The organism is Candidatus Beckwithbacteria bacterium (assembly GCA_012797845.1).
Classification (GTDB): domain Bacteria; phylum Patescibacteriota; class Microgenomatia; order UBA1400; family UBA1449; genus JAAZOH01.
Genome location: JAAZOH010000008.1, coordinates 1 through 25728 on the forward strand (window position 1 = coordinate 1; position 25728 = coordinate 25728).

Here is a 25728-nt window from a genome sequence, read left to right on the forward strand (position 1 = left end):
CTCCATTGCTTGAGATTTCTATTCAAGGAGCCAAAGGCATTCTCTTTAATATTTCTGGTGGCAAAGACTTGACCATGAAAGATGTTAATGATGCGGCTGAAATTATCAGTAAAACCGCTGACGGGGATGCCAATATCATTTTTGGGACCTCAATTGACGAGGCTCTTAATGATCAGATTAAAATTACCGTTATTGCTACGGGATTTGAGGGTAGTGATCGATTCCCTAGATTTTCGACCCCCACAATAGTGAGACCTCAAAATCTTCAGGAAATCCCAAGTCGTTCAAACATTGGCTCTGCTCAAGGAGTGAATGATGATACAACTTTACAATCAGACGACGACTTAGTCGAACCAAGACAGGATATTGAAAAAATGAGTCAACCTTTGCCTCCTCAACAGGAGATGGAAACAGATTTGATTGATGATGATGATCCTTTTGAAATCCCAGCCTTTTTACGGCAGAAAAAATAGTAACATAATTTTGCATTTTCCAGACTTTTGACTATACTTAAAGATATGTCTGCCAATATTGCTACTACTGGTGGTATTTTAGGTGTGGGAAGTCTTCTTGGTGAAAAAACAAATATATATAACCATCCGCACTATCGAATCCCTCGGACTGCGGCTTCACTTACCGGTTTATCTGTCGAAAAGCAGCTAATTGGTTTAGTGGCCCTACCGTTATTTTGGGATAATGGTGATATTTTTGCCCAGCATTTGATGAGTAAAACTGACAAAGTAATTACTTTAACAGCTGATACATTAGAAGGTTCAATTGTTAAATATAAAAACAGTAAAAATCAAGTTTGTTATGGTCAGATAATTGAACCAAAACCATTCGCGCCCCATAAAGGGATTTATCTGCAAGCAATTTCTCAGAAACAGGTAGAGCTGATGCAAAAAAAACAAACTATTAAAGAAATGATTGCAGTCGGAGAAAGAGATCTAAAACCAGTTAAAGATGCTTTTTTAGAAAAAAGTAGTGACAATGAGGCCTCGTTTGCCAAAAATCCACTTAGTTTTTTACATCAAGAGTATAAAAGAGAACGGGTTTTTGCAGTCAATACAATGTTGTGGATTTACTTTGCTTCTATGGTTTTAGTATTGATAACTGTTGTTATTATTTTATTACAATAAGATTTATAGTATGGCAAAACAAAGAACTATTTTACACGCCTTATATCCGGTTTATATCCGGAAAGAAGATGCTCTTTTAGTAATTAAAAAACAGCAGCATTTAGTGGCTATAATCATGTTGTTTACAACTATTATTTTGGCAATTATTCAGCTGTTAGTAATGCCAAGACTGATTGATCTTTATTTGCAAAAAAACCAACTTGATTTAGTTGAACAGCTTGTCTTTAATTCCAGATTTTTTAGCTTCTTTAGTATTATTTCGGCTTGCGGTATTAGTTTGTACTTGATGTTTAATGAGCAGGGTGTTCAAAAACTAGGTCGGAAACTTAAAAAATACCAAAGCAATAAAATGATCTTAACTAGTGAAATTATTGCTGATGGCCATATTGCAGCTATGGGAATTATGATTGCTTTAGTTGAATTTTTGCTAGTTAGTACGATTTTGGCAGTTTATAACTATTATTTAATTTGAGATTCGAATTATTTTGGTTTATAATTTTGCCCATGCTAAATCAAATAATTATTATTAAATAAAAGCTAAGCGCTAAAAATTAGTAGCTTAGCTAAAGGCGCGCAAGCGTCTTTTTTTATACGCTAGTAATTTTGTTACAATAAAATCTATGAAAAACAAGCAAAATTCTTATTCAGAAGTTTCCAGCCAAGCAAATTTCGGAGAGCTGACTGAAAAGATTCTAAAATTTTGGCAGGATCAGAAGATTTTTGAAAAAAGTGTCCAAAGCAGACCAGAAGATAAGCCTTACATTTTTTACGATGGGCCGCCTTTTGTGACCGGTATGCCTCACTATGGTAGTTTACTGCCTTCTATAGCTAAGGATTTAATTCCGCGGTATCAAACTATGAAAGGTCGCCGCGTAGAGCGGATTTGGGGTTGGGATTGTCATGGTATGCCCATTGAACACAAAGTTGAAGGTGAGTTAGGGATTGCTTCCAGGCGAGATGTGGAAAAAATTGGTTTAGATACATTTACCAAAACCTGTTATTCCTATGTGTCACAAACTTCTTCAGAGTGGAAATGGTATATTGACCGGATTGGCCGTTGGGTAGATATGGACCATGCTTATCGAACTATGGATATGAAATTTATGGAATCGGTGATGTGGGTTTTTAAAACTATTTACGATAAAGGTTTGATTTACCAAGGTAAACGTATTTCTTTGTATTGTCCCCGCTGCGGTACGCCGGTTTCCAATTTTGAAGTGGCTATGGATAACAGCTATAAAGACCTTACTGAAGATTCAACTGTTTATAAATTTAAATTAGTTGGTTTAGACAAAACCTATATTTTGGCTTGGTCAACTACACCTTGGAATAAAATCGTGACTACGGCTTTGGCGATTAATCCCGAATTTACTTATGTCAAAGTTAAACAAAATAACGAATTTTATATTTTAGCTAAAGACACTTTGAAAATTTTGGATAAAGGCTATGAGATAGTTGAAGAGTTTGGTGGCCAGAAGCTTTTGGGTCAAACATATGAGCCGTTATATGATTTTCCGGTTCCAGAAGGTAAAAGGGCTTGGGAAATTATTGCCGGCGATTTTGTAACTACTGACGAAGGCACTGGCGTAGTAACCTTAGCTGTATACGGAGAAGATGACTTTAAAGTTATGAGTGAGCAAAATATCTGGCTACTGGAGCATGTAGATGGTGAAGGCCATATTACTTTAGACCATCCACTTTTTAAAGGTTTGTATTATCTTAAAGCCAATAAGGTAGTGGATGAAGATTTAGCGAAACGGGGTTTAATTTACCGAATTGACCAGCACGCGCATAGTGTGGCAGTTTGTTGGCGTTGTGCCACCAGGCTTTATTATGCTCCACAAGAAGCTTGGTTTATTAATGTAAAAGACCTAAAAGAACAACTTTTTAAATCCAATGAAAACATTAACTGGTTTCCCAAACACCTTAAATATGGTCGGTTTAAAAAAGGCATTGAATCAGCCCCAGATTGGTGTATTAGTCGAAACCGTTACTGGGCCACTCCTATGCCGGTTTGGAAATGTAATAAGTGCCAAAAGCTAAAAGTTCTAGGTTCTATTGCTGAGATCGAAAAACTTTCCGGTAAAAAAGTTAGCGATTTACATAGGCCATACATTGATGAGTTTACTTTTGCTTGCGATGCCTGTGACGGAACCATGAAGCGGATTCCGGAAGTTTTGGATTGTTGGATGGAATCTGGATCGATGCCATATGGGCAAGTCCACTATCCTTTTGAAAACAAAGAAAAATTTGACAAAAGTTTCCCGGCCGATTTTATTATCGAATATTTGCCTCAAACCAGAGCTTGGTTTTATGTGATGCATGTGGTTTCCAATGCTTTGTTTGGCAAGCAAGCTTTTAAAAATGTAGTTACTACGGGGGTAATTAAGGGGACTGATGGCCGGAAGATGAGTAAATCCTATGGTAATTACCCTGATCCTAAAAAAGTTATCGAAACCTATGGTGGCGATGCCTTACGGCTTTATTTTATGGCTAGCCCAGTTATGGCTGGGGAAAACTTAAACATTGATGAAGAAGGTATAAAAGAAGAGGTGCAGCGTAATTTGGGAATTTTATGGAATAGCTACAAATACTTTGTCATGTATGCGAATCTGCATGGTTTTTCACCTCAAAAAATCACCGGTCTTGCCGATTTATCTCTTGATAATGCGATGGATAAATGGCTGGTACTGCGGCTCAAGCAAACCCAACAAAAAGTCAGCAAATACTTAGACGAATACAATATTCCTAAAGCTACCAGATATTTACGGCCTTTGGTGAATGACCTATCTACTTGGTATATTAGGCGGAGTCGGGATCGCTTTGTGTCTGGGGATAGCAAGGCTTTAGAGACCTTGCATACGGTTTTGTATGAACTATGTGTCCTAATGGCGCCGTTTGCTCCGTTTATTGTCGAAGAAATATATCAAAATGTATATGCTAGTTTATCTGGTCAAGCTGAATCAATTCATCTTTGTCTGTGGTCTGTGTTTAAAACTGTTACTCAAAAAGAGCAAAGCTTTTTGGATCAAATGAATTTAGCTCGGGAAATAGCTAGTCTTGGCAATGCTAAACGCAAAGAATTGCAAATTCCAATTAGGCAACCACTAAGCTCTATGGCTGTTCGTAATTGCGAGGCTTTAGACGTTGCTTTGCAGGAGATTTTAAAAGATGAGCTTAATATCGAAACTATTATTTGGAAAAAGAGTGATGGCAATCTTGAAGTGAGTTTTGATACTAAAATTACTCCTAAACTTAAAGCAGCTGGGGAAGCTCGGCAGCTGATTCGCCAAATTCAGGAAAAACGGAAAGAAAAACAAGTTAGCATTGCTGCTAAGGTAAAAATTTCTTTGCCAAGTTGGCCTAAAGACTTTGAAGAAGAAATTAAACAAAAAACCTTAGTTTCGGAAATCGTAACTGGCGAGACATTAGATATTCTGTCAGTCGAAAACTAAAGCCATGCTTATTAAGCTTCCAGATTTATGGCTGATGATTCCAGCCTTATTGCTTTGTGTTTTGGGTTTAGTGGTAACGTACAGTATTTCTCCTGGCGATTTTGCTAGTCAGCTACAATTTTTTATAGTTGGCTTATTGCTATTTTTGCTACTTAGCCTGATTGACTTTACTTTTTTACAAGCTTTTAGCTTGGTGAGTTTTGGTTTGTCTTTTCTTTTGCTACTGCTCACTATTGGTTTAGCTGAGGCAGTGCGAGGTTCAAGGCGTTGGTTGCAAGTTGGAGCTATGCGTTTGCAAAGTTCAGAGCTAATGAAGCCGTTTCTAATTTTAGGCCTAAGTTTTTTAGCTGCCAAAGTTAATGTCAAAAAATTTCCTCAGTTTTTACTAGTTTTAGGGGTTTTGGCTCTAGTTTGCTTGCTAGTTTTTTTGCAACCAGATTTAGGTAGTATGATTGTCTTGCTGCTGATTGGAGTTTTTGTCTTGATGGCTAGTTATCCCAAAAAACGGTTTTTTGTAGCTTTAACCATTTTACTGATGATTGCAGCGCCAATTCTGTGGCAGTCTTTAGCTTCCTATCAAAAACAGCGAGTTGAGCATTTTTTAAACCCGCAAGCCGATCCTTTAGGAGCTAGCTATAACCAAATTCAGGCGGTGATTGCTGCCGGTTCAGGCCAGTTATTTGGACAAGGCCTAGGTAAAGGAACGCAATCAAGACTGCAATATTTACCGGAAAAACATACTGATTTTTTCTTTGCCTCTTTAGCTGAGGAGCTGGGGTTTTTAGGAAGTAGTCTAGTATTGATTTTATTTTTTAGCTTAGGGGGACGCTTATTGACCTTGTTTTCTATGTCCAGTGATCCGGTAAAACGAATGGTCTTTTTGGGAACATTTGCGATGTTTTTATTTCAAGCCAGTTTTCATATTGGAATTAACTTAGGACTGTTGCCGGTGACGGGGATTACCTTGCCATTTCTTTCAGTTGGCGGTAGTTCAATGCTGTCTTCTTGGCTAGCTTTAGGAATTGCTAGCTCAGCTAGTCAGAGTATTCGGCAGGATAAGGCGATTTATTTACGCTGACAATTGCGTAATCCTAGCTTATCAAGTATAATTGCCTTTTGTTCTTAGAAAATTATTTATATGTATTAAAATAGATTCTGAAACGAGTTCAGAATGACACAAAGTATGGATTTTGCAATTATTGAAACCGGTGGCAAACAGTACAAAGTTGTCCCCGAAAAATCACTTGAGATCGAAAAAGTTGATGGCAAAGCTGGAGATATGGTTAGTTTTGACAAAGTTTTGCTGATTGCTGATGGAGAAAATGTAGAAATTGGTACCCCTTATCTTGAAGGTAAAACCATTGATTTGGAAATTGTAGAGCAAAAACGGGGTAAAAAAATCAGAATTTTACGTTTTAAAGCTAAATCCCGTCATCGCCGCCGCCAAGGCCATCGTCAAAGTTTAAGCAAAGTTGCTCTTAGTAGTAATAAAAAAACTACCCCAACTCCTAAAAAAACTTCTCAAAAGCCAAAAGCCAAATCGGCTCAATAAAAAGTTTTACTCAATTACTGTATTTATATGGGTGTTAAGCAGCCTTCTCGACGATTTTCTAAACCTGCTCTACGTCAACTAGAGGGTCGCAATGTGGTGCGGGAAGCTTTACGGGCTCAAAATAAATTGACAGAAATTCTAATAGAAGAAAAGATGAAGTTTGATGAGCGCTTGCAAGAAATCAAACAACTGGCTAATAAACAAAAAGTCCCTATCAAGCGAGTTGGATCACATCAGCTAAAAAAATTATCAAAAACCGGTGGTAATCATCAGGGAATTATTGCTTTTGGGGAATATTTGGAAGTGTATCGTTTGCAAGAACTCCTGGATATTTTGGAAAAGCAAAAGCAAGCTCCTTTTTTTATCATGCTAACCGGGGTAATGTATGAGCATAATTTAGGGGCGGTAATTCGGACAGCTGATGCAGCTGGAGTGCATGGAGTGATCATTTCCAAACAAGGTGAACCTTTAAGTCCAGTAGTTTACCGGACGGCTATGGGGGCTGAAGAGCACGTCATGATTATCGAAGAAAATCTATTTGTGGCTTTAAAACTTTTGAAAAAGCATGGTATCAAACTTTTAGGAGCTAGTGAAAAAGCGGATTACAATCTCTTTAAAACTGATTTAAACAAAGGTATTTGTCTGATTATGGGAGTAGAAGATAGAGGTTTGTCTGAACCAATCGCTAAGCTTTTGGATGGGTATATCAGTATTCCGATGTTGGGTCAAATTGATTCGCTTAATATGAGTGTGGCTGCAGCTATTGCTATGTATGAAGTGGTTAGGCAAAGGCGTTACGCATAATTAGTCTTTTATTCGGGTTTGTGAAATTAAGGATTGATTTTCGTGAAAAGTTACTATATGATTATCAAGTTATAAAAGGAAAAACATATGGCACACAAGAAGGCATCTGGAGCAACCAGACAACATCCAAGTCGAGCAGGTAAGCGTTTAGGAGTTAAAACCTACGCTGGTGAAACAGTCACTACTGGCTCAATTATTATGCGACAGCGTGGCACTAAAATTATGGCAGGTGATAATGTCGGCACTGGCCGAGATCACACCCTCTTTGCTTTAAAAGATGGAATTGTAGCTTTCAAAAAGCGCATGGGCAAAATTTTTGCTTACGTCAAGTAATATGGATAAACAATCAATTCAGTATTTGGACATTACTCAAGTCCAGCCTAATCCTTTGCAACCTCGAGGAGTTATAACTCCAGACTCCATTATGGATCTGGTTGATTCCATTAAAGAGCACGGTATCTTAGAACCAATGGTAGTAGCTCATACCCCAGCTGGCTTTCAAATCATTGCCGGTGAGCGACGGTGGCGAGCTTCTAAAATGGCAGGGCTGACCCAAGTGCCTTGCATTGTCAAAGAAACCAGCCCTCAAGGAATGCTGGAACTGGCTATTGTGGAAAATGTGCAACGGGAGGATCTTAATCCTTTAGAGCGGGCTGAAGCTTTTAATCGGCTGTTGCAGGAGTTTAATTTATCTCATGCTGATGTAGCTCGTCGAGTTGGGAAAAGTCCTTCTTATGTTTCTAATTCTTTAAAGCTTTTAGAATTACCAGATGTGCTAAAAGATGGTTTGTTGGGCAATTTGATTAGCGAGGGTCATGCCCGAGCTTTGCTAGGGATTGTGCAGCCCTCAGCTATGATTGAGGCTTATAAACAAGTACTCAGGGAAACAGCTTCAGTCAGGCGCACTGAAGAAATTGCCAGACGGGTCAAACAACAGCTTGAACATGCTGGTTTACGGCAAGCAAAGCCTAGTCAAACTCAAAACATTGTCCATGAGGATATAGACCGAATGCAAAGCAAGATGCAAGAATCTTTAGGAGGTAAATCTAGTGTTAAACTCATTAGAACTGCCAGACAAACCAAGGTTACTTTTTTGCTCAATGGCAATCCAGCACAAACCGAAGAACGGTTGCAGAAGATTTTTAAAGGGGTAACTGTAGAGGCTGTTTAAACTTCTTTTAAGCTAAGCTTAATTTTCATTTTTCAAAATTTCGCCGTTTTGGACTAAGCCAAGGTTTTGAGGTGGCCAGTAGCGAAACCAGGCAATACCGACAATATTTTGATATGGGACTGGGCCAAAATCACGAGAATCACTGGAGTTAGGCCGATTATCGCCAGCTACAAAATAACTATTAGGTGGCACAACTACTTCAGTTCCTTCAAGTAAATAACGTTCCTGAGTAGTTTTGACATCACTGCTTAAATATTCTGACTCATTTAGTTCATAGCCGTTGATGTAAAATTTACCATCAAGTAATTTGACTCGATCACCAGGAAGAGCCACAATCCGTTTAATATAATCCAGTTCTTCATGGCTGGGGGCTCTAAAGACAATAATATCGCCTACTTCTGGTTCTCTAAACCGATAGGTTAGTTTATTGGTCAATAAATATTCACCATTATGAAGGGTAGGGTACATGGATTGGCCTTTAACTTGGTGTGGTTGAAAAATAAACATATACAGCACCAGGAAAATAACCAAAGCTACAATAATAGTTTCCAGAAAATCTAAGAAGAATTCAGTAAGGGATTTTAAAATAGACATAGGATTAATTATCCCGCTTTAGCTTTAAACTTGCAATAGTTTATAGAAAGCTTGATACTAAAAAGACTATGTATTTAGCAGTTGATGGTGGAGGTACTAAAACTCATGTTTTGCTGGCAAATAGTCGAGGAGAGGTGCTGGCGCAGGCTCAAGCTGGCCCCCTGAGTTGGGCTAGTGTTTCCCGGGATGAATCATGGCAAAATCTAGAACAAGCCTTACAAGAGGCCCAAAAACAAACTAACTTCGATGAGCCACTTACTAAAGTCCTAATTGGACTTGCCGGCATGGATACAGTTCCTGAAAAAAATGAAATGTCAGCTTTTTTTGAAAATAAACTTAGAAATTTAGTTCCTGGTCCAATTATTTGCATTAACGACAGTCAGATTGCCTTAGCCTCTGGTTCTCAAGCTGCCAATGGAGTGGTTTTAATTGCTGGTACTGGTTCGGCTTGTTTTGGTAAAAATGTACAAGGTCAGGAAGCTAAGGCTGGAGGCTTGGACTTTTTTTTGACAGATCAAGGCAGCGCTTTTGATATTGGCCACCAGATTTTATTAGCAGCTGAACAAAGTTGGGATGGCCGGGGACCTAAAACTATCTTGGAAGAAAAAGTATTAACCTATTTTCAAATTAAGAACATGTTGGATCTAAAGCATAAGGTTTATGGAGATAGTTTTAGTAAAACTGAGATTGCTAAACTAGCTACTTTTTATGATGATGAACAAGTGAGAAATGATCAAACCGCACAAGCTATTTTAGATGATGCGATGAAAAAGCTGATGGTGCATATTCAGGCAGTGGTACGGCGCTTAGGACTCGACCAAGAAGAGTTTGATTTAGTTTTAACGGGAGGGCTTTTTAGACACAAGGTTATTGACCCAAATAATTTAGCTTCGGCTTTACGCCAGCAATTTCCTCACTTTAATACTATTTTACCTCAGAAACCGCCGGTATACGGAGCACTGCAATTACTTCTGGTGAGTGCGAAATAAAACCACCAACTCGCCTTTGAGCGTTTTTTTATCTTGTAGCCAATCTGAAATCTTACCTTGTTTAACTACTTCATGAACTTTAGTTAATTCTCTAGCGACGCTGATTTCAATATCACCGAAAATCTCGTTAATATTGGCTAGAGTTTTTTTAAGCCGAAAGGGTGATTCATAAAAAACCACGGTTTGATCAATTTTTGAAGCAAAAATATCCTGCCAAATTTTAGTCTGCTTGCCATGTTTTCTGGGTAAAAACCCCAAAAATTGCACTTTATCAGTGGCTAAGCCTGAAATTGATAAAGCACTGGTTAAAGCTGAAGGTCCAGGAATAGTTATGACTTTAATGCCAGTTTCGTGACAAGCTTTTACTAGTAAATAGCCCGGATCAGAAATAATTGGAGTACCAGCATTGGAGACCAGGGCAATTTGCGCACCTTGCTTAAGATCTCCCAAGATTTGAGGAATTTTAGCGGCTTCATTGTGTTCAAAAAAAGATAGCAAAACCGGAATTTTAGGATTTTCTCCCAGAATTTGAGAGGGAATATCTTTAAGATAAAAATCTAAAAGCTGCTTAGTTTTGCGAGTATCTTCGCACAAAACTGCATCCATGCTAAAAAGGGTTTGTAATGCTCTTAAGGTGATATCAGATCGATTACCAATAGGAGTAGCAACAATGAAAAGTGACATGAAGGTATTGTATCACCAAACTGCTATTGAGCTTCAAAACGGCGAATAATACCAACACATTTGCCCTGAATTTGAACGCGGGTAGCATAAATCGGTGCCATGCTACTATTGGCTGGTTCAAGGCGAACCCGAGTGGCTTCACGAAAGATTTTTTTCAAAGTGGCAATACCGGTTTCTAAAATCGCTACCACGATATCACCATCTTTAACATCACTCTCTTCTTCAATGACTACATAATCACCATCCAAAATCCCTTCATCAATCATGGATTCACCGCGAACTTGAAGGACAAAAGAACGTTTACGGCCTGAGAGCATTTCAGCCGAAACCTGTAAATAAGCATCTGGCTCAGTGTAGGGATCAATGGGTTGACCAGCGGCAATCCAACCTAAAATAGGAAGATTAACTCCCTGTTTCATAGTTCCCAGTTTTTCATCAACCACGATAATGCCCCTGGTTTTGTTCCCAGCAGTTTTTTTCAAAACTCCTTTGTCAACCAAGCGTTCAACGTGCTCATGAACGGTAGCTAAAGATGACAAACCCATGGCATCGCCAATTTCACGCAAAGTAGGACTGTAACCGTTTCTCTGAATAAATTGCGATATAAATTCGATAATTTGCCGCTGACGTTTATAGAGAGTCACGATATGACGGGGTTGAGCGCTGTTCATAGGCAGATCTCCTCCTTAAAATGCTAAAACCCAACTATCTTGGACAGTAAAATTTTTGGGTATTGTTTTTAAAATATTTGGATTTAGTTTGGCAAAAAAACCCCGAAGTCGTCAACTAGATCTTTGTGATGCAAAGTGGTATGTAAATTCTATGCAAAAATACCTCTTATTTTAAAAATAAGAGGTATTTTGCTTTGATAGGGTGTTTTCTATCTGACTAAAGGAAAAGGACCGCATGATCTTTGACATTGAGCAAGACCAGCATTGGTAAAGCTATATGTTGCATTATCGTCTGTGCTTAGTTGGCAGCTGTGACTACTACTATCGCAGATATATCCAGTGTATTGGTTGTTATCAGGGCTAGGATTATTGCCGCAATGAAATTGTAAAGTGTTAGAAAAATTAGAATAATCCTGACTTTGTGTACAGTTGTCGCAGTCAGCATAAGCATACCTAGTGTAATAATAGCTTTGGTCGTTAACATTAACGGTAACTGATTTATCACTGCCGTTTTGACTTGATACCATTTGGTTGTAAACATCGTTAAAACCTGGTTGGGTCCCAATTTGAATCCAATACATAGTGGCATTACTAATGCCTGGATAATTGATGCTCACGGGCCATTGATTGCCATTTTCATTGCCACAATTTAAGACTTTGGGTTGGCTACTGGGTGTTGGTAAGTTGACTCCAGTGTTAATGGTGAGAGTCTCATTATTTGCTGGAGCAGTGACCGTAATAGCGTTGGCGGTAGCAGTATTATTGTCATTAACCTGTAGAGCTGCTGTGATTTCATATTCAACGCCAGAGATGGCATTATCCCATTCCCAATATTGACCATCATTAGCTGAGTAGCGATTAATAACTTGGTAAGTTTGTTCGCTTGGTTTTTTTTGCAAAACCAATATAGTGCTATTGTCAGCTACTGGTCCATTTAAATCTATGGTCCCGGAAATTTTGGTAGTTTGTGGTTGCGGGGCAGGTTGTTTGGCTGCGGAAACAATGCGTAAAAACTCATTACTAGCTGGAGCTGTAACACTAATAACTGGTGATTCGCCAATATCATTACCATCAGATTCCAATATAGCTTTAATATCATAACCTGTTCCGTAGGTGGCGTTAGTCCATTGCCAGGTTTGACCATCTGTGGCTGTAACATTATCAGCAACTGTAGTGTAATCAGTATCTGTGTTGGCTTTAGCCAAAATTACAATTTTACTATTGGCTGGAATATAACCATTGAGATCAATAGCTCCGCTTACATTAGAAACTAGTAAGTCTTGGAATCCATCTTTGCTATATTTAACTAGTTCATCTTTAGTTAGATTGATAGTGAGAGTTTCATGATTGGCTGGAGCAGTAACTGTTTTAATATTTGATTTGGCAATACTTTGACCATTTAATTCCAGTTCTGCTTGAAGCTGATAATTGATTCCAGATTCTGCCTGAGACCAAGACCAATGAGCTTTGTCTGATGGAGAAATATCAGTAACAATAGTTTGCATTGAACCTTCTTTATCGGCGGGTTTAGCTTTGAGAACTAAGGTGCCATGATCGGGAGTGATACCATTAAAATCAATTTCTCCAGAAATAGTAACAGGTGGCTTAGTTTGAATAAGGTTGCTAACAAGATTTTTTTCTTTAGTAAGAGATAGTACAATAAAAACCAATAACAGAGTAGCGACTACAGTGGAAAGAACAACAAGGGGGATATTATTTTTCATAAAAAAATTCTCCTTTTTAATAATTTGAGGTTTTATAATTTTTTATTCTTTATATATTTCATACCACAACTCAAACTTTATTTGCAACATCAATACTTAAAATAGTATAATTTTAAACGTAAGACTATGCTTGCCATATTATTAACATATAAAAAAGTAAAAAGGATATAGTATGAAAATACGTAATGGCATTTTTATTTTGCTAGTTGTGGGGTTAGCACTAGCCTTGTTTGGTGAGTACATGTTTTTTACCTCTAATTTATTTAAAAATGAAAAAGGTTTGCAAGTTACTGTTCAAAGTAAAAAAGAAACAAGCGAACTTTATACAATTGATGTTGAATATCCTTTATTTAGCAGTGCTAAAAATTTAAGTGAAAATATAGAAGACTTTGTAGAAAAAAGCATTAGTGATTTCAAACAAGCATCCTCAGAAAATTGGCAAGAAAGAAAAGCTAATGCGACTCCTGATGAAAATTTGGGTGAATATCCAGATCAACCCTTTACTCTTGAGATGAGTTGGCAGCCACAACAGCTTAATGAACAATACATTAGTTTCGTGCTGCGTAGCGAATCTTTTACTGGCGGAGCTAATCCTGATGATTTGATTACTACTTATAATTATGACATGGTAAACCATAAAGAAGTAGTATTAACTGATTTATTTCCAGACCAAAAAAATTACCTAGAGACTATTTCCAATTATGCTAGAACTACATTAGGAGATCAGCTAAATATGGGTCAAAATGATAATCCCAACTTGGAGGAAATGTTTACTGAAGGCACAAAGCCAGAAGAAAAAAATTTTTCTAAGTTTACCTTTAATGATCAAGCTATCACATTTTATTTCCCTGTCTATCAGCTAGGACCAAGGGACTTAGGGGAACAGACTTTGGTTTACTATAGAAATAGTAATCAAAATACTCAGATAGAAGTGGGCATTGCTAATCCAGCTTCAAAAAACTGCATTGATAAAGGTGGAACTATAACGATGAGTAAAGATGTTAATGGCAATGAGTTTGGTATTTGTGTGTTTGAGGATAATAGACAATGTGAAGAATGGGCTTTGTATCGAAGTGAATGTCCAGATGGTGGAGTCAAAATAACTGGCTATGAAAATCAAGGCCAAATAGATTGTGCTATTAGAGGTGGTGAAGTTGATATAAAAAATAAAATGTGCACATTACCCAATAAAATGGATTGTGCCATAAATGAAGATGGAATTACCTGTCCGGATCTAGACAGTCCAAAAGCAGTGGAATAAAATTCCAAATACTTCAATTGTTTCAAAAAATGCCTATTTCAGTAAGGTAAATTACTTTTTATCTTTTGGCTAACATTCTTAGATTTAGGGTATAATAAAAGATCTATGCAATTTAGTCTTTCTTCAAAATTTAAACCTACGGGCGATCAACCCGAGGCAATCAAACAATTAGTTGCCAATATTGAAAAAGATAATCCCAGTCAGGTTTTGTTGGGAGTTACTGGAAGTGGCAAGACCTTTACCATGGCCAATGTGATTGCGCAAACTAAGTTGCCAACCCTGGTAATTTCTCACAATAAAACTTTGGCTGGGCAACTTTACCAGGAGTTTAGAGACTTTTTCCCTAAAAATGGAGTTTCTTACTTTGTGTCTTACTATGATTATTACCAACCTGAGGCGTATATTCCGACCACTGATACCTATATTGAAAAAGAAACTGATATCAATGACGAGATTGAAAAGCTGCGTTTGCTAGCTACTACCAATTTACAAACCCGAGATGACGTAATTGTAGTAGCTTCGGTTTCCTGTATTTACAACTTAGGTGATCCGCAGGAATATGCCCATTTTGCTATTACCATTAAACTTGGTGAGGAATTGCCAAGAGAGCAATTTTTAAAAAATTTAGTTAGATTGCAATATGAAAGAAGTGATTATGAGTCTAGGCGGGGCAGTTTTCGAGTCAAAGGGGATACGGTTGAACTTTGGCCAGCCTACACCGATGAGTTGTTGCGTCTAGAATTTTTGGGTAACAAGCTGGAAAAATTAGCTTGGGTCGATCCGATTTCAGGTCAAAAAATCAAAAATGAAACTGATTGGGGGATAACAGATAGCGTTAAAGCTGGCCTAACTGAATATATGATTTTTCCAGCTAAGCATTATTTGACAGACCCAGAGCGGCAAAAACCAGCCATGGAACAAATCAGAACTGATTTAAAAAGCAGAATTAAGGAATTAAAAAGTCAAGGTAAATTAGTGGAAGCGATGCGCCTAGATCAGAAAGTTAACTATGATTTAGACATGATTACTGAGCTAGGTTTTGTGAATGGAATTGAAAACTATTCACGCTACTTTGATAATCGTAAACCAGGTGAACCACCTTATACTTTATTGGACTTTTTTAGACAAAAGAAAAACTGGTTGTTAATTATTGACGAATCACATATGACTGTGCCCCAAATTAGGGGTATGTATAACGGTGACCAAGCTAGGAAACAAACTTTAATTGACTATGGTTTTCGTTTGCCTTCAGCTCTGGATAATAGACCACTTCAATTTAACGAATTTTTAGGCAAAATTCCCCAGACTGTGTATGTTTCCGCAACTCCGGCAGATTGGGAACTTGAGCGATCAAAAGGAATGATTGTTGAGCAGCTGATTCGACCAACTGGCTTAGTTGATCCAGAAGTAGAAGTTCGACCTACCCAAAACCAGATTCAGGATTTAACAAAAGAAATTTTAAAAAGAAAAATTAAGGGCCAAAGGGTATTAGTTACGACGCTCACTAAAAAACTAGCCGAAGCTCTAACCGACTATCTCAATGAAGAAGAACATATTAGTAGTGCGGCTGAAGAATTGGATATATCTTTATCAGAGCAAAAACTTAAAGTGGCTTATTTACATTCTGATGTTGATACGCTGGATCGGCAAGATATTTTGGATGATTTGCGCAAAGGTGAGTACGATGTTTTAATTGGTATTAATCTTTTGCGGGAAGGATTAGATTTGCCGGAAGTTTCTTTGGTGGCCATTTTAGATGCTGATAAAGAAGGCTTTTTACGCAGTCGCACCTCTTTGATTCAAACCATGGGTCGGGCAGCCAGACATATTGATGGCCAGATCATTATGTACGGCGATGTTGTGACGGGTTCAATGCAAGCAGCCATTGATGAAGTCAAACGTCGTCGCCAAATTCAAATAGCTTACAACCAAAAACATGGTATTACCCCAACTTCAATCCAAAAGGAAATTCGAGAAAAGCTGATTGAGCGGGAGCTCAAAGAACAGGTTAAAAAACGAGATCAAGTTGTCCGACTTACACCCAAAGGTGAAGAAGTTGAAATCACTCAAATTAAAAAGGATGACTTTACACCAGAAGATATTAATCTTTTAGTGAAACGTTTACGCAAGGCGATGCTAGCTTCAGCCAGAGATTTGGATTTTGAAAAGGCTGCTAAAATAAGGGATAAAATAAGAGAATTGCAAAACTAAAATATGAAAAGACTCAAAACAAATCGGCTTATATTAAGAAAGCCAATGCTTAGTGATGCTCAAGTGCTTTTTAGCAGTTATTCCCAAGATTCGGAAGTCACGAAGTATTTAACCTGGAAACCTCATAAAAATATAGCTGAAACCAGTGTCTTTTTAAAAAATTGCATTAAAGATTGGGAGAGTGCTCGAGAGTATAGTTGGGTGATAGAGAAGAAGGAAAATCATAAGATAATTGGAATGATTCGCTTAGGCTTAAAAAGCAGAAAAACTGATTTTGGTTATATTTTGGCAAAACCATACTGGGGTAATGGCTATGCCACCGAAGCCTTAAAAGCTATAATTAATCTTGCTTTTTCCCAGTTAAATATTAAAACTATAAAGGGAACATGTGATTTAGAAAACATTGCCTCTGGTAGAGTTATGGAAAAAGCTGGTTTAAGATTTCAAAAAGTACTAAAAAAACACGTCATACACCCAAATATTTCCAGTGAAGCTAGGGATCTTTATTTGTACTCAATTCATAAAAATGCTTTATAAACAAAAAATTTTTACTCAAGATGAAATTCAAGGTCAGGATTTTGAAGGTGATGAATTTTTGAGTTGTAAATTTTTTGGTCTTAATTTTCATTTTACTGGTTTTACACATTGCCAATTTGAAACCTGTGACTTTTCCGGTAGCAGCTTTAATATTGCTCACCTTGATAACTGCTCATTTTCTGGTAGTAAGTTAAGCAATATTGATTGGTCTCAAGCCACAATCAAAGCCTGTGACTTTTCGGGGGCGATTATGAAAAATTGTCGTTTGGTCCAATTTAAAAATTCCAGCCGAACTCAGCGGAAAAAATTCAGTCTTAATGATTGTAAATTTAAAGGGACAGACTTAGGTGATGGTGTCTTTGAATTATGTAACCTTTGTGAAGTTAATTTTACCAAAGCTAATTTGATTAAAACCGTATTTGAATTTTGTGATTTAAAAAAAACTGATTTTGTTCAAGCTAAACTTGATGGTGCTCAATTTATTGATTGTAAGATTGAGCAAACTAAATTAAGTCTTGAGGGATTTGTAGCTTTTGGGCAAAGTAAAGGGTTTGAGTTGGCTTAGTTAAAAATTGCTACTTGTTTTGTCTTGTATTTTTTGTTTAAGATGTCTTCATAAAAATTTCATACAATTGAACTTGAAGCTGCCTTCTTCAATATTTTATGTCAAAAACTTCTCTATGGTTGGGACTAGTTTTTTTAGCAGCTTTTTTAATGACTTCTTTTTATCTTTTAACCCCACAAGTTTTTGCTAAATCAAATCAAAATACTAACCAGATAATTGTTAAATATAAAGAAGATAAAACCCCAAAAATTCTAAAAGGCGTAGTTAATTTTTTAAAAAACCGTAGGCAAATTGCTGAAAAAAACCAAAAACTAAATAGTTTAAAAAACATGTATGTAATTGAAGCTAGTGCTGAAACTTTGGAAGAAACCATTAAAGATTTGGAAACAGATGAAAACGTAGAATATGCAGTACCTGATCGTGAACTTAATGCCGATATCATTATTAGTGATCCTTATTACACAGACTATTACCAATGGTATTTGAGAAATCCTAACTATCTAGATATGAATAAGATTTGGGAACAGCAAGCTAGTAGTTCTGCAGTCATGGCGATTATTGATACAGGCATAGATCTAAGCCATGAAGATTTGCAAGCTAATTTATGGATTAATCACAATGAAGTAGATAATAATGGTATTGACGACGATGGCAATGGTTATATTGATGATATTTATGGTTGGAATAGTTATAACGATACTAATGATATTAGAGATGATGTTGGTCATGGTACAGCAGTTTACTCAGTGGCTGCAGCTACAGCCAATAATAATCTTGGAATAGTTGGTATGGCTTGGACAGGTAAGGTGATGGTTATTAAAGCTAATTATCCTGGCAGCTCAACTTTTAATACCTCTTCAATTCTTAAAGCAATTGCGTATGCTAGTAGTTTCCCTGAAGTAAAGGTGATCAATCTAAGTCTTGGAGCCACTGTTTCTAATCAAGCCGAACAGGATGCAATTACTGACATTGTGGATCAAAATAAAATAGTGGTAGTAGCTTCAGTTGGTAATAACTCTGCTGATGCTATTCATTTTCCAGCTGGGTATAGTGGAGTCTTAGGTGCCAGTGCTTATAGTAAAACCGATTTTGCTTATTTTTCTAACTATGGTTTTGGGGTTGATTTAGCAGCTCCTGGTGATGATATTTATACTGCTAAGCCTAGTAATAGCTATGGGTTTAATGATGGGACTTCTTTTGCTTCACCCATGATTGGGGCATTGGGATTTTTATATGCCCAAAAACACCCTGATTATTCTGCCTTACAGATTGTAGAAATTCTAAAAAATTTTACTAAACCGCCTTTTGGTCAAAGCAATATTGCTCCAGAATGGTGGAATAGCCGTTGGGGTTATGGCCGGATAAGTAGTGATGGTTGGGAAAATAACTGCAATGGTGGTGAAAATATAAAAACTGAAGCCTTAATTAAATCATACGATTTGGAATTTGAGTTAGAAGATCAGTATCCACTCTACCCAGAAGGAGCTATTTCCAGCCTTCAAACTATTGCTATAAATGGGTGGGCAACTAGCAACAATTTAATAAATTACAAACTAGAGTGGGGTGAAGGTATTGAACCAATCTCTTGGTCAGACTCGGGTATTAGTTTAGTAAATAATGGTACTGGCGGAATTAGCAATGGTTTGTTGGGAGTGTTTGATTTGCGCCAAATTCCTGAAAGCGGAGTATATACTTTACGCTTAATAATAAATGGCGAGGCAGACTGTCTTGGAAATATTGTTGGTCAGGATAGAATAAAGTTGGTAATAGAAAAGCAATATAGTGTTTCTGGTAAAATCAAAAATTTATCTGGTGCTCCAATTAGGGTTCCTGTAGTTTTTTATACTGATTATGCTAATAAAATTTATGAAAAATTTGCCTGGAGCAATGAAGACACAGGCGAGTATGTAAATAATGAATTAAGTTCTGGAGTATATATAGTTGCTCCACATATTTTTGGAGAAGAAACATATGAACCAGAGTTTTGGTCAATAACTCTTGATAGTGCCAATACTCAATGGAAAGACATTAACTTTATCCAGCAAACTGGAACACCGCCTTCTCCGACCCCCACTTCTACGCCTACACCAACGCCTACACCAACGCCAGCACAAACTTGTACAGACTCGGACGGTGGCAAAGATTACCTTGTTAAAGGTACTGGTAGTGGTTGGAATACGGATACGGAATTTGTAGGATTTTACGATACGTGTTATCAAGATTATTGGGCTAATTTAGTAAGTAGTTGTACGGGTGATACATGTTATTTAGCTGAAAAATATTGTCAAGATCAGTATGTTAAAACTGAACTTTGGGTGCCGTGCGCGTATGGTTGTAGTGATGGAGCTTGTTTACCAGAACCAACGCCCACGCCTACTCCAGCTCCGACTTGTGCTGATACAGATGGCGGTTTGAATTATGCCCAAAAAGGGCATATTAGTGGAACTGGTTTGGGTTGTAATAATAGTGGTTGGGACGATTTTTGCTATGGTGATATTTTACAAGAGGCTCATTGTGGTTCTCTAAATCAGTGTTTCACAGATGCTTATACCTGTCCATATGGTTGCAGTGATGGTGCTTGCTTACCAGAGCCAACGCCTACCCCTACCCCAATCCCTAACTCAAAAGTTGTGATTTATGCCCAAGGTACTCAGGTGGACAATGTCTATCCCAGTATGGCTTTAGAAATAAAAGGAACAAGAGTGAAAACTTTTACTAATATTAGTAGTTACAAAGCTTATGAGTACCAACATAATGCTCCAATAACTGCCTCGGATATCACGCTTAGATTTTTAAATGATACTAGCACTTCTACCCAAGATCGGAATTTGCGAGTTGATAAAATTATTTTGGATGGTATGACTTATGAAACCGAGGATTATTCTACTTTTAGCGTGGGATCATGGTCGAGCTTTAATGGTTGTGGGCAAGGCTATAAACAAAGCGAGTGGCTCCATTGCAATGGCACCTTTAGCTTTGATAGTGATGCCAATAGCTCGATTTTACAAATCTATGCTTCAGGCAGTCCGGCTCTAGGAGAGTACCCAATTATTGACCTAAATATTGATCAAGTTAAAGTTGGGAGTTTTAAATCCTTATCAAATACTTTGCAGGTTTTTGCTTATAAACACCCCAGTAAATTATTACCTAAGGATATCAAGCTAGTTTTTGCTAATGATAAGTATTCAGCAGCAAGTAATGAAGACCGAAACTTACTGGTTGATAAGATCGTTTTGGATGGCGTGACGTACGAAACTGAAGCCCCGAGTGTATATAGTAGTGGTGCCTGGTCATCGACGCTTAAAGCTTGTGCGACTGGTTATTTGAAAACGCAAAAACTGGCTTGCAATGGCTATTTTCAATTTTAGGGAAAATTAGTTAGGAATGGGCCAGCCTAATTCTTTTTTTATTTCTAACACTGCTTTTCCATATTGCTCTTTACTTAATTGGTTATTTAAAATGCAATACTTCTTATTGCTTAGACCTACGCAGCCAAAACAATCAGAACATTGGCTACACTGAAAACAGTAATAGCAATTTGTACATTGACCACAATCAAATAAATAAGCACAGTTGTAGCTTCTAGCTGTATTGACAGTTTCATAGCATAATTCCTGGTTGATGCCGGCAAAATAAATATCCCAGCAATTTTTACTATAACCACCAATATTGATATAGCCGCAATCTTCAAGGTAGTACGTGTTAAAACTCCAGAAACTATTTTTACAATTATTGATGTAGTCCCCGTACGGACAATTTTCAGTATTAAATTGATTATTGGCAGGTTTAGGGATTTTTTTGTCCAAAGCAGCAACTTTTTTGGCAATTGATTTAGCTGATGTTGATTTTAATATTGCTATTTTGGCTTTATAAGTAGTTTGAGTATATTGCTTGTTAAAAATACAATACGATTTATGAAAAAGTCCAACACAAGCAAAGCAATCGTTGCAGTTCATGCAAGAACGACAGCGGAAACAGTCATTGCATAAAACACAATTGTAAAGATAGGCAGAACTATAGCATTTATTGCTTTCAACTAGCTCATAGCCAAGTTCGGATTCTGTAGCAAAGTCACAATCAACTAAATCACTTCCTAAACAGTTATCGCAGTAGTAGCCTCTATTGAGTTGAAAGCAATTAAAACAATACTTACAATCATTTGATTGATAAACCCAATCACAATAACTAATAGGTTGATCATAAGGAAATATATTAACTGCTGGAACCGGAACAGATTTTTTAAGAGTTTGGAATTTTTGTAAAAAATTAATTAGCATATAGCTAGTGTTTGAGTGGCCAGCCTAATTCTTTTTTAATTTCTAAAACTGCTTTTTCATATTGCTCTTTACTTAGTTGGTTATTTAAAATGCAATACTTCTTATTTTTTAATCCAATACAGCCAAAACAATCAGAGCAATTTTGACAATCAGAACAATAGTAGCAATTAGTGCAATAGCTACAATAATTAGTATAAGCACAATGGTATAGGGATCCACCCCCACCACAATCATAAGAAAGTTCAATCACATCTTTACCTATCTCTTTGGTACTGCCAGCTGAATAGCTTAAATCCCAGCAATCTTTAGCTAAACCACTAAGATAGAGATAACCACAGCGTTGAGAGTAATAAGCGCTAAAAGCCCAATAGACATCTTGGCAATGATGCATATAGTCACCATATGGGCAATTTTCATTGCTTTGTTGAAAACTAGCTGGTTGAGGAATACTAGCTGTTAGTTTTTTCAGTTTATCAAGTTGCTCTTGAATACTATTAAACCTAAGTTGAGAGACTTGATTTTCATACTCTTGTTTTGAGAATTGCTTATTAAAAAGGCAGTAAGTTTTGTGATTAAGACCCACACAGCCAAAGCAATCGCTACAAGCCACGCATTGATTACAGAAAGAGCAGGATCGACAAGAAGTCAGATTTTGAGAGTAAAAACAATTAAATGATTCGATACATTCTGTGCATTCATAGCAAAGTTCGCAAAGCAAACAATTACTGCAATCAACCAATGTTTTGCCAGCAGAATCATTGCAGTAAAAACAATTATCCCCATTCATCATCAAAAAACAAAATTGGCAATTTTGGCTATTGTGGGTATAGTCAACATTTTGGCAGTTTTGAGGATTAGTAACTCTGACTGCCGGAATGGGGATAGATTTAAGTAGTGCTTGGTATTTTGTCAAAAAATTGATTGGCATATAGCTAGTGTTTGAGTGGCCAGCCTAATTCTTTTTTTATTTCTAACACTGCTTTTTCATATTGCTCTTTGTTTAGTTGGTTATTTAAAATGCAATACTTTTTATTGCTTAGACCTACACAGCCAAAACAATCGCTGCAGTTTTTACAGCCGAAACAATAAAAACAACTATTACAATGATTGAGGTATGTGCCGAAAGAGCAATTATAATTACTTGCTCCTCCAACCATTTCATAAACAAATTCATCGGTTATAGCAGTTAGATCTCCAGTTTCTGAACCTCCTCCTCCAGAGAATGTCATGTCCCAGCCATTTCTAACAGTTCCGCAGTCAAAGAGGTAACCGGAGTTTTCTGAATAAAAGGTATTAAATCCCCAATAAATATTTTGAGAATTGTTTAAATAATCACCATAAGGGCAATTGACATTATTATGTTGCCGGCTTTGCGGTTGGGGTGTAGCTGTAAAAATAGCTTGCATTTTAGCTTGATTTTGCGAAGCTGATAATTTTTGAGCTTGAACCAGTTCTTTTTCGTAAGCATCTTTATCCAGTTGTTTATTAAAAAAACAATACTGTTTATTACTTAAAGAAACGCAGCCAAAACAATTTTGACAATTGTTACAATTAGCGCAGAAATGGCAATCTTGACAATTAATACAATCAGCTAAATAGGTAGAATTATAACAATTAGTGACTTGGCAACATTCGTAACAAAACTCAGAAAAGATAGCTAAATCACAATCAAGTAAATGTTTACCCACGCTAAGAGTAGAATAGGTGGCATGCTCTGAGGCCATGACAGTAAAAGTGTGATAGCAGTGTTTGCTAAAATGGGTATAGTCAACCATTTTACAATCTTCAAGTTGGGTAATTCTGACAGCTGGAATAGGGACAGATTTTCTTAAAGTCTCGTATTTTTGTAAGAAGTTAATTGACATGAATTTTATTGTCATTCTGAGCGATATTGACTAGTGCAGAGCGAAGAGTCTTTTTGGTTTCTGAAGCCAAAGATCTTTCGCTTTGCTCAAGATGACACAATAACTAAACTTTAGTTAGGTCAACATTAGCCCGGAAATCAGCATAGCAATCCAGGCAATAAACGGTATAGCCTTTTTTCGGATTAACGGTGGTAACCATTTCTTTACCGCATTTAGCACAAGGATATTTGTAAAATTGGCGGTCGTTGCGTTGCTCCATCCGCAGCTCATGACGACAACTAGGGCAATTAACCGGTTCTGGCAAGCCCATTTTATCCAAAAATTTTTTTTCTTCGGCAATAACCTTAAATTGTTTGTGACAACGTTGGCAAACTTTAGCCATAGAATATGCTCATTTCGGCTTAAAGTGGAGTATTTTTATCAATAATATCTCTCAGTAAGTTCGAGATGACGCATGCAAATTATTATATTAAAGGTTCTTCAAAACTTGGTTTGAATTGAGTTTCATCTGCGATCAGATTAATCGTTTCTTGATTTTCTTGCAAGCTTCGATTGATTTGACTTCGCGGGACTCCATAATTTTGCCTGGAAAGCTCGATAATTTCGCTAGCAAAACTTTTCTGAACCTGAGGCATATCTAGGGTTTTAGCAGAAAAAGGAGTACTAGATTTACCATCAATGGAAATTTTAGTGTAAATATCCCGGACATTAAGGTTAATCAAATCATCGGTTTTTATGCCGGGAGTAAACTCTTTGGCAAGAAAACGAGCATCTTCAGGTCCAACCCTGAAGCTAACAAAAGAACCCACATTGCCAAAGACTGTTTTCCGGATTGGTTCACTAAGCTGGTCCAAATACTGATGAGCAATGGTTAGAGATAAATTAAATTTACGGGCTTCGGAGAGGATTTGGTTAAAAGCTTCGGTAGCAAAATGTTGAAATTCATCAACATAAAGATAAAACGGTTGACGGTCAGCCTCAGCCAGAGAAACTCGAGCCATGGTAGCTTCCTGGATTTTGGAAACGAGCATTGAGCCAAGTAGAGCGGTATTTTCTTCACCCAGTTTGCCTTTGGCAATATTGACAATCACAATCTTATGATTTTGCATCGCTTGGTAAAAATCAAAGCCTGATCGTTTTTGTCCAACTGTGTAGCGGATATAATCATTGGCAATAAATTGGCCAACTTGATTGATAATAGGAATAATGGCCTCATTGTCAAACTTTTCGTTCCAAGCGGCAAACTCATGAGTCCAAAAGTTTTTAACGACTGGATTTTGGACCTTGGCAATAACATCATGACGAAAATCGGTTTCAGTTAAAAGCCTGACAATGTCAATGACGGTGGCATCACCAGCTTCAACTAAAGCCAGAACTATAAACCTAAGCATGTGTTCAAGACGGTTGGTCCAGTTGTGAGCAAAGAGTTTTTTGAAAATGCCAATAAAACCAGTGACCACCTGATCTTTGGCTTCAGGACTATGACACTCTAGGGGGTTAAAACCAATAGGCCGATCCAGGTCAGCTGGATTGAAATAAATGACATCACCCACTCGATTTTGAGGAATAAAGTGCAAAACTTCACCAGCCAAATCACCATGGGGATCAATTAAGCAAAGACCATAACCATTGTAAATATCAGAAAGAGCCAAAAGCTCGATCAATTTACTTTTGCCCATACCGGTTTTGCCGACAATATAAAGGTGACGGTTACGGTCGTTACGTTTAATTCCAAAGCTTATAAAAGTATCACGATAGTTGCTTTGGCCAAAGACCGAAAGATTGGCATCACCTAAAAATTGACCCTTAGGTAAATTGTGAGGTGGTTCCAATTTTTTTGACTGCGCTTTATCAACTTCGCCGATCTTCAGCTTTTCATCAGGAAAATGGTATAAAGCGCTAATTTCTTTGGCATTTAAAATAAAAGGTTTCTGATCAAGTTTTCTATCTTTGAAATACTCAAGCTGCTCCACAGCATTGGCTTTAGGGTTTTTCTGCAGGGCATTTAAATCGCTATTATCAAGCTTGGCTAACGCTTTGTCGAGCAAGGTCAAGTTTTCGGCTATATCTTGATCACTAAGCAGAACCCTTAAATGATACCGCTCATTAATCCCTAGTCTTTAGACTAGAGGTGAAAGATTAGTTCTGGCATAATTTCTGGTATGGGACTCAAATATTGGATGGGTGCTCATACCAAGCATAGGTTGCTTTACCATCTAGTATTCATGC

The 25728-nt window shown here is 37.2% G+C and carries 24 protein-coding genes; 15 read left to right on the forward strand and 9 right to left on the reverse strand.

What is annotated here, in order from left to right:
- From GYA49_01280 to GYA49_01320, 9 genes are all read left to right on the forward strand, one after another.
- Nucleotides 1-473: cell division protein FtsZ (locus tag GYA49_01280; GenBank protein NMC35655.1), on the forward strand; the 473-nt coding region annotated here is incomplete at its 5' end.
- Between the two features lie 45 nt (nt 474-518).
- A complete protein-coding gene (locus GYA49_01285; protein NMC35656.1) occupies nt 519-1139 on the forward strand; it encodes a hypothetical protein in 621 nt (206 codons plus the stop codon).
- 10 nt (nt 1140-1149) lie between these two features.
- The gene (locus GYA49_01290; GenBank protein NMC35657.1) at nt 1150-1611 is read left to right on the forward strand and encodes a hypothetical protein; all 462 of its coding nucleotides are present in this window, start codon (nt 1150-1152) and stop codon (nt 1609-1611) included.
- A gap of 148 nt (nt 1612-1759) precedes the next feature.
- Complete coding sequence (locus tag GYA49_01295) at nt 1760-4594, forward strand: isoleucine--tRNA ligase (protein NMC35658.1); 2835 nt, start codon at nt 1760-1762, stop codon at nt 4592-4594.
- Nucleotides 4595-4598: 4 nt separating this feature from the next.
- Nucleotides 4599-5672, forward strand: a complete 1074-nt coding sequence (locus GYA49_01300) for an FtsW/RodA/SpoVE family cell cycle protein (protein NMC35659.1) — start codon at nt 4599-4601, stop codon at nt 5670-5672.
- Nucleotides 5673-5777: 105 nt separating this feature from the next.
- Nucleotides 5778-6146, forward strand: coding sequence for a 50S ribosomal protein L21 (rplU, locus tag GYA49_01305; GenBank protein NMC35660.1), 369 nt, complete (start codon nt 5778-5780; stop codon nt 6144-6146).
- A 27-nt stretch (nt 6147-6173) separates the two neighbouring features.
- A complete protein-coding gene (gene rlmB, locus GYA49_01310; protein ID NMC35661.1) occupies nt 6174-6950 on the forward strand; it encodes a 23S rRNA (guanosine(2251)-2'-O)-methyltransferase RlmB in 777 nt (258 codons plus the stop codon).
- An 87-nt stretch (nt 6951-7037) separates the two neighbouring features.
- The gene (rpmA, locus tag GYA49_01315) at nt 7038-7283 is read left to right on the forward strand and encodes a 50S ribosomal protein L27 (GenBank protein NMC35662.1); all 246 of its coding nucleotides are present in this window, start codon (nt 7038-7040) and stop codon (nt 7281-7283) included.
- Nucleotide 7284: 1 nt separating this feature from the next.
- Entirely contained in the window at nt 7285-8121 is an 837-nt protein-coding gene (locus GYA49_01320) for a ParB/RepB/Spo0J family partition protein (protein ID NMC35663.1), read from the forward strand.
- A gap of 18 nt (nt 8122-8139) precedes the next feature.
- Here GYA49_01320 and lepB read toward each other — a convergent pair whose 3' ends face one another.
- Nucleotides 8140-8715: a signal peptidase I gene (gene lepB / locus GYA49_01325; protein NMC35664.1), complete on the reverse strand. Its 576-nt coding sequence runs from the start codon at nt 8713-8715 to the stop codon at nt 8140-8142.
- Between the two features lie 68 nt (nt 8716-8783).
- Between lepB and GYA49_01330 the strand changes: the two genes are divergently transcribed.
- Nucleotides 8784-9704, forward strand: coding sequence for a hypothetical protein (locus tag GYA49_01330; GenBank protein NMC35665.1), 921 nt, complete (start codon nt 8784-8786; stop codon nt 9702-9704).
- Here the strand turns inward: GYA49_01330 and rsmI are convergent.
- The 3 genes from rsmI to GYA49_01345 form a co-directional block, all read right to left on the reverse strand.
- Complete coding sequence (gene rsmI / locus GYA49_01335) at nt 9681-10388, reverse strand: 16S rRNA (cytidine(1402)-2'-O)-methyltransferase (protein ID NMC35666.1); 708 nt, start codon at nt 10386-10388, stop codon at nt 9681-9683. The genes GYA49_01330 and rsmI overlap by 24 nt on opposite strands.
- Before the next feature lie 23 nt (nt 10389-10411).
- Nucleotides 10412-11059 carry a transcriptional repressor LexA gene (gene lexA / locus GYA49_01340; GenBank protein NMC35667.1) on the reverse strand — a complete coding sequence of 216 codons (648 nt, stop codon included), beginning with the start codon at nt 11057-11059 and terminating at the stop codon, nt 10412-10414.
- 209 nt (nt 11060-11268) lie between these two features.
- Entirely contained in the window at nt 11269-12783 is a 1515-nt protein-coding gene (locus tag GYA49_01345; GenBank protein ID NMC35668.1) for a hypothetical protein, read from the reverse strand.
- Between the two features lie 172 nt (nt 12784-12955).
- Here GYA49_01345 and GYA49_01350 point away from each other — a divergent pair, with 172 nt between their 5' ends.
- The 5 genes from GYA49_01350 (at nt 12956) to GYA49_01370 (ending at nt 20725) form a co-directional block, all read left to right on the forward strand.
- Nucleotides 12956-14044, forward strand: a complete 1089-nt coding sequence (locus GYA49_01350; protein NMC35669.1) for a DUF333 domain-containing protein — start codon at nt 12956-12958, stop codon at nt 14042-14044.
- 105 nt (nt 14045-14149) lie between these two features.
- Nucleotides 14150-16255 (forward strand): excinuclease ABC subunit B, encoded by a 2106-nt coding sequence (gene uvrB, locus GYA49_01355; GenBank protein ID NMC35670.1) that lies wholly within the window; start codon nt 14150-14152, stop codon nt 16253-16255.
- Nucleotides 16256-16258: 3 nt separating this feature from the next.
- Nucleotides 16259-16792: a GNAT family N-acetyltransferase gene (locus GYA49_01360; GenBank protein NMC35671.1), complete on the forward strand. Its 534-nt coding sequence runs from the start codon at nt 16259-16261 to the stop codon at nt 16790-16792.
- Nucleotides 16782-17357 carry a pentapeptide repeat-containing protein gene (locus tag GYA49_01365; protein NMC35672.1) on the forward strand — a complete coding sequence of 192 codons (576 nt, stop codon included), beginning with the start codon at nt 16782-16784 and terminating at the stop codon, nt 17355-17357. Before GYA49_01360 ends, GYA49_01365 begins: the two co-directional genes overlap by 11 nt.
- 98 nt (nt 17358-17455) lie before the next feature.
- Entirely contained in the window at nt 17456-20725 is a 3270-nt protein-coding gene (locus tag GYA49_01370) for a S8 family serine peptidase (GenBank protein NMC35673.1), read from the forward strand.
- A 6-nt stretch (nt 20726-20731) separates the two neighbouring features.
- Here the strand turns inward: GYA49_01370 and GYA49_01375 are convergent, their stop codons facing one another.
- From GYA49_01375 to GYA49_01395, 5 genes are all read right to left on the reverse strand, one after another.
- On the reverse strand, nt 20732-21634 hold the full coding sequence (locus GYA49_01375) for a hypothetical protein (GenBank protein NMC35674.1): 903 nt from the start codon (nt 21632-21634) through the stop codon (nt 20732-20734).
- 4 nt (nt 21635-21638) lie between these two features.
- Nucleotides 21639-22562: a hypothetical protein gene (locus GYA49_01380; GenBank protein NMC35675.1), complete on the reverse strand. Its 924-nt coding sequence runs from the start codon at nt 22560-22562 to the stop codon at nt 21639-21641.
- A gap of 4 nt (nt 22563-22566) precedes the next feature.
- Complete coding sequence (locus tag GYA49_01385; GenBank protein NMC35676.1) at nt 22567-23499, reverse strand: hypothetical protein; 933 nt, start codon at nt 23497-23499, stop codon at nt 22567-22569.
- Nucleotides 23500-23602: 103 nt separating this feature from the next.
- Nucleotides 23603-23881, reverse strand: a complete 279-nt coding sequence (locus GYA49_01390) for a zinc-binding protein (protein ID NMC35677.1) — start codon at nt 23879-23881, stop codon at nt 23603-23605.
- Nucleotides 23882-23963: 82 nt separating this feature from the next.
- Nucleotides 23964-25331, reverse strand: a complete 1368-nt coding sequence (locus GYA49_01395) for a type IV secretion system DNA-binding domain-containing protein (protein ID NMC35678.1) — start codon at nt 25329-25331, stop codon at nt 23964-23966.
- Nucleotides 25332-25728: the final 397 nt, after the last annotated feature.

Bases quoted from the DNA above. Each gene is read 5' to 3' on its own strand.
- GYA49_01285 (NMC35656.1), top strand. From the start codon at position 519: ATGTCTGCCAATATTGCTACTACTGGTGGTATTTTAGGTGTGGGAAGT.
- GYA49_01290 (NMC35657.1), top strand. From the start codon at position 1,150: ATGGCAAAACAAAGAACTATTTTACACGCCTTATATCCGGTTTATATC.
- GYA49_01295 (NMC35658.1), top strand. From the start codon at position 1,760: ATGAAAAACAAGCAAAATTCTTATTCAGAAGTTTCCAGCCAAGCAAAT.
- GYA49_01300 (NMC35659.1), top strand. From the start codon at position 4,599: ATGCTTATTAAGCTTCCAGATTTATGGCTGATGATTCCAGCCTTATTG.
- rplU (NMC35660.1), top strand. From the start codon at position 5,778: ATGGATTTTGCAATTATTGAAACCGGTGGCAAACAGTACAAAGTTGTC.
- rlmB (NMC35661.1), top strand. From the start codon at position 6,174: ATGGGTGTTAAGCAGCCTTCTCGACGATTTTCTAAACCTGCTCTACGT.
- rpmA (NMC35662.1), top strand. From the start codon at position 7,038: ATGGCACACAAGAAGGCATCTGGAGCAACCAGACAACATCCAAGTCGA.
- GYA49_01320 (NMC35663.1), top strand. From the start codon at position 7,285: ATGGATAAACAATCAATTCAGTATTTGGACATTACTCAAGTCCAGCCT.
- lepB (NMC35664.1), bottom strand. From the start codon at position 8,715: ATGTCTATTTTAAAATCCCTTACTGAATTCTTCTTAGATTTTCTGGAA.
- GYA49_01330 (NMC35665.1), top strand. From the start codon at position 8,784: ATGTATTTAGCAGTTGATGGTGGAGGTACTAAAACTCATGTTTTGCTG.
- rsmI (NMC35666.1), bottom strand. From the start codon at position 10,388: ATGTCACTTTTCATTGTTGCTACTCCTATTGGTAATCGATCTGATATC.
- lexA (NMC35667.1), bottom strand. From the start codon at position 11,059: ATGAACAGCGCTCAACCCCGTCATATCGTGACTCTCTATAAACGTCAG.
- GYA49_01345 (NMC35668.1), bottom strand. From the start codon at position 12,783: ATGAAAAATAATATCCCCCTTGTTGTTCTTTCCACTGTAGTCGCTACT.
- GYA49_01350 (NMC35669.1), top strand. From the start codon at position 12,956: ATGAAAATACGTAATGGCATTTTTATTTTGCTAGTTGTGGGGTTAGCA.
- uvrB (NMC35670.1), top strand. From the start codon at position 14,150: ATGCAATTTAGTCTTTCTTCAAAATTTAAACCTACGGGCGATCAACCC.
- GYA49_01360 (NMC35671.1), top strand. From the start codon at position 16,259: ATGAAAAGACTCAAAACAAATCGGCTTATATTAAGAAAGCCAATGCTT.
- GYA49_01365 (NMC35672.1), top strand. From the start codon at position 16,782: ATGCTTTATAAACAAAAAATTTTTACTCAAGATGAAATTCAAGGTCAG.
- GYA49_01370 (NMC35673.1), top strand. From the start codon at position 17,456: ATGTCAAAAACTTCTCTATGGTTGGGACTAGTTTTTTTAGCAGCTTTT.
- GYA49_01375 (NMC35674.1), bottom strand. From the start codon at position 21,634: ATGCTAATTAATTTTTTACAAAAATTCCAAACTCTTAAAAAATCTGTT.
- GYA49_01380 (NMC35675.1), bottom strand. From the start codon at position 22,562: ATGCCAATCAATTTTTTGACAAAATACCAAGCACTACTTAAATCTATC.
- GYA49_01385 (NMC35676.1), bottom strand. From the start codon at position 23,499: ATGTCAATTAACTTCTTACAAAAATACGAGACTTTAAGAAAATCTGTC.
- GYA49_01390 (NMC35677.1), bottom strand. From the start codon at position 23,881: ATGGCTAAAGTTTGCCAACGTTGTCACAAACAATTTAAGGTTATTGCC.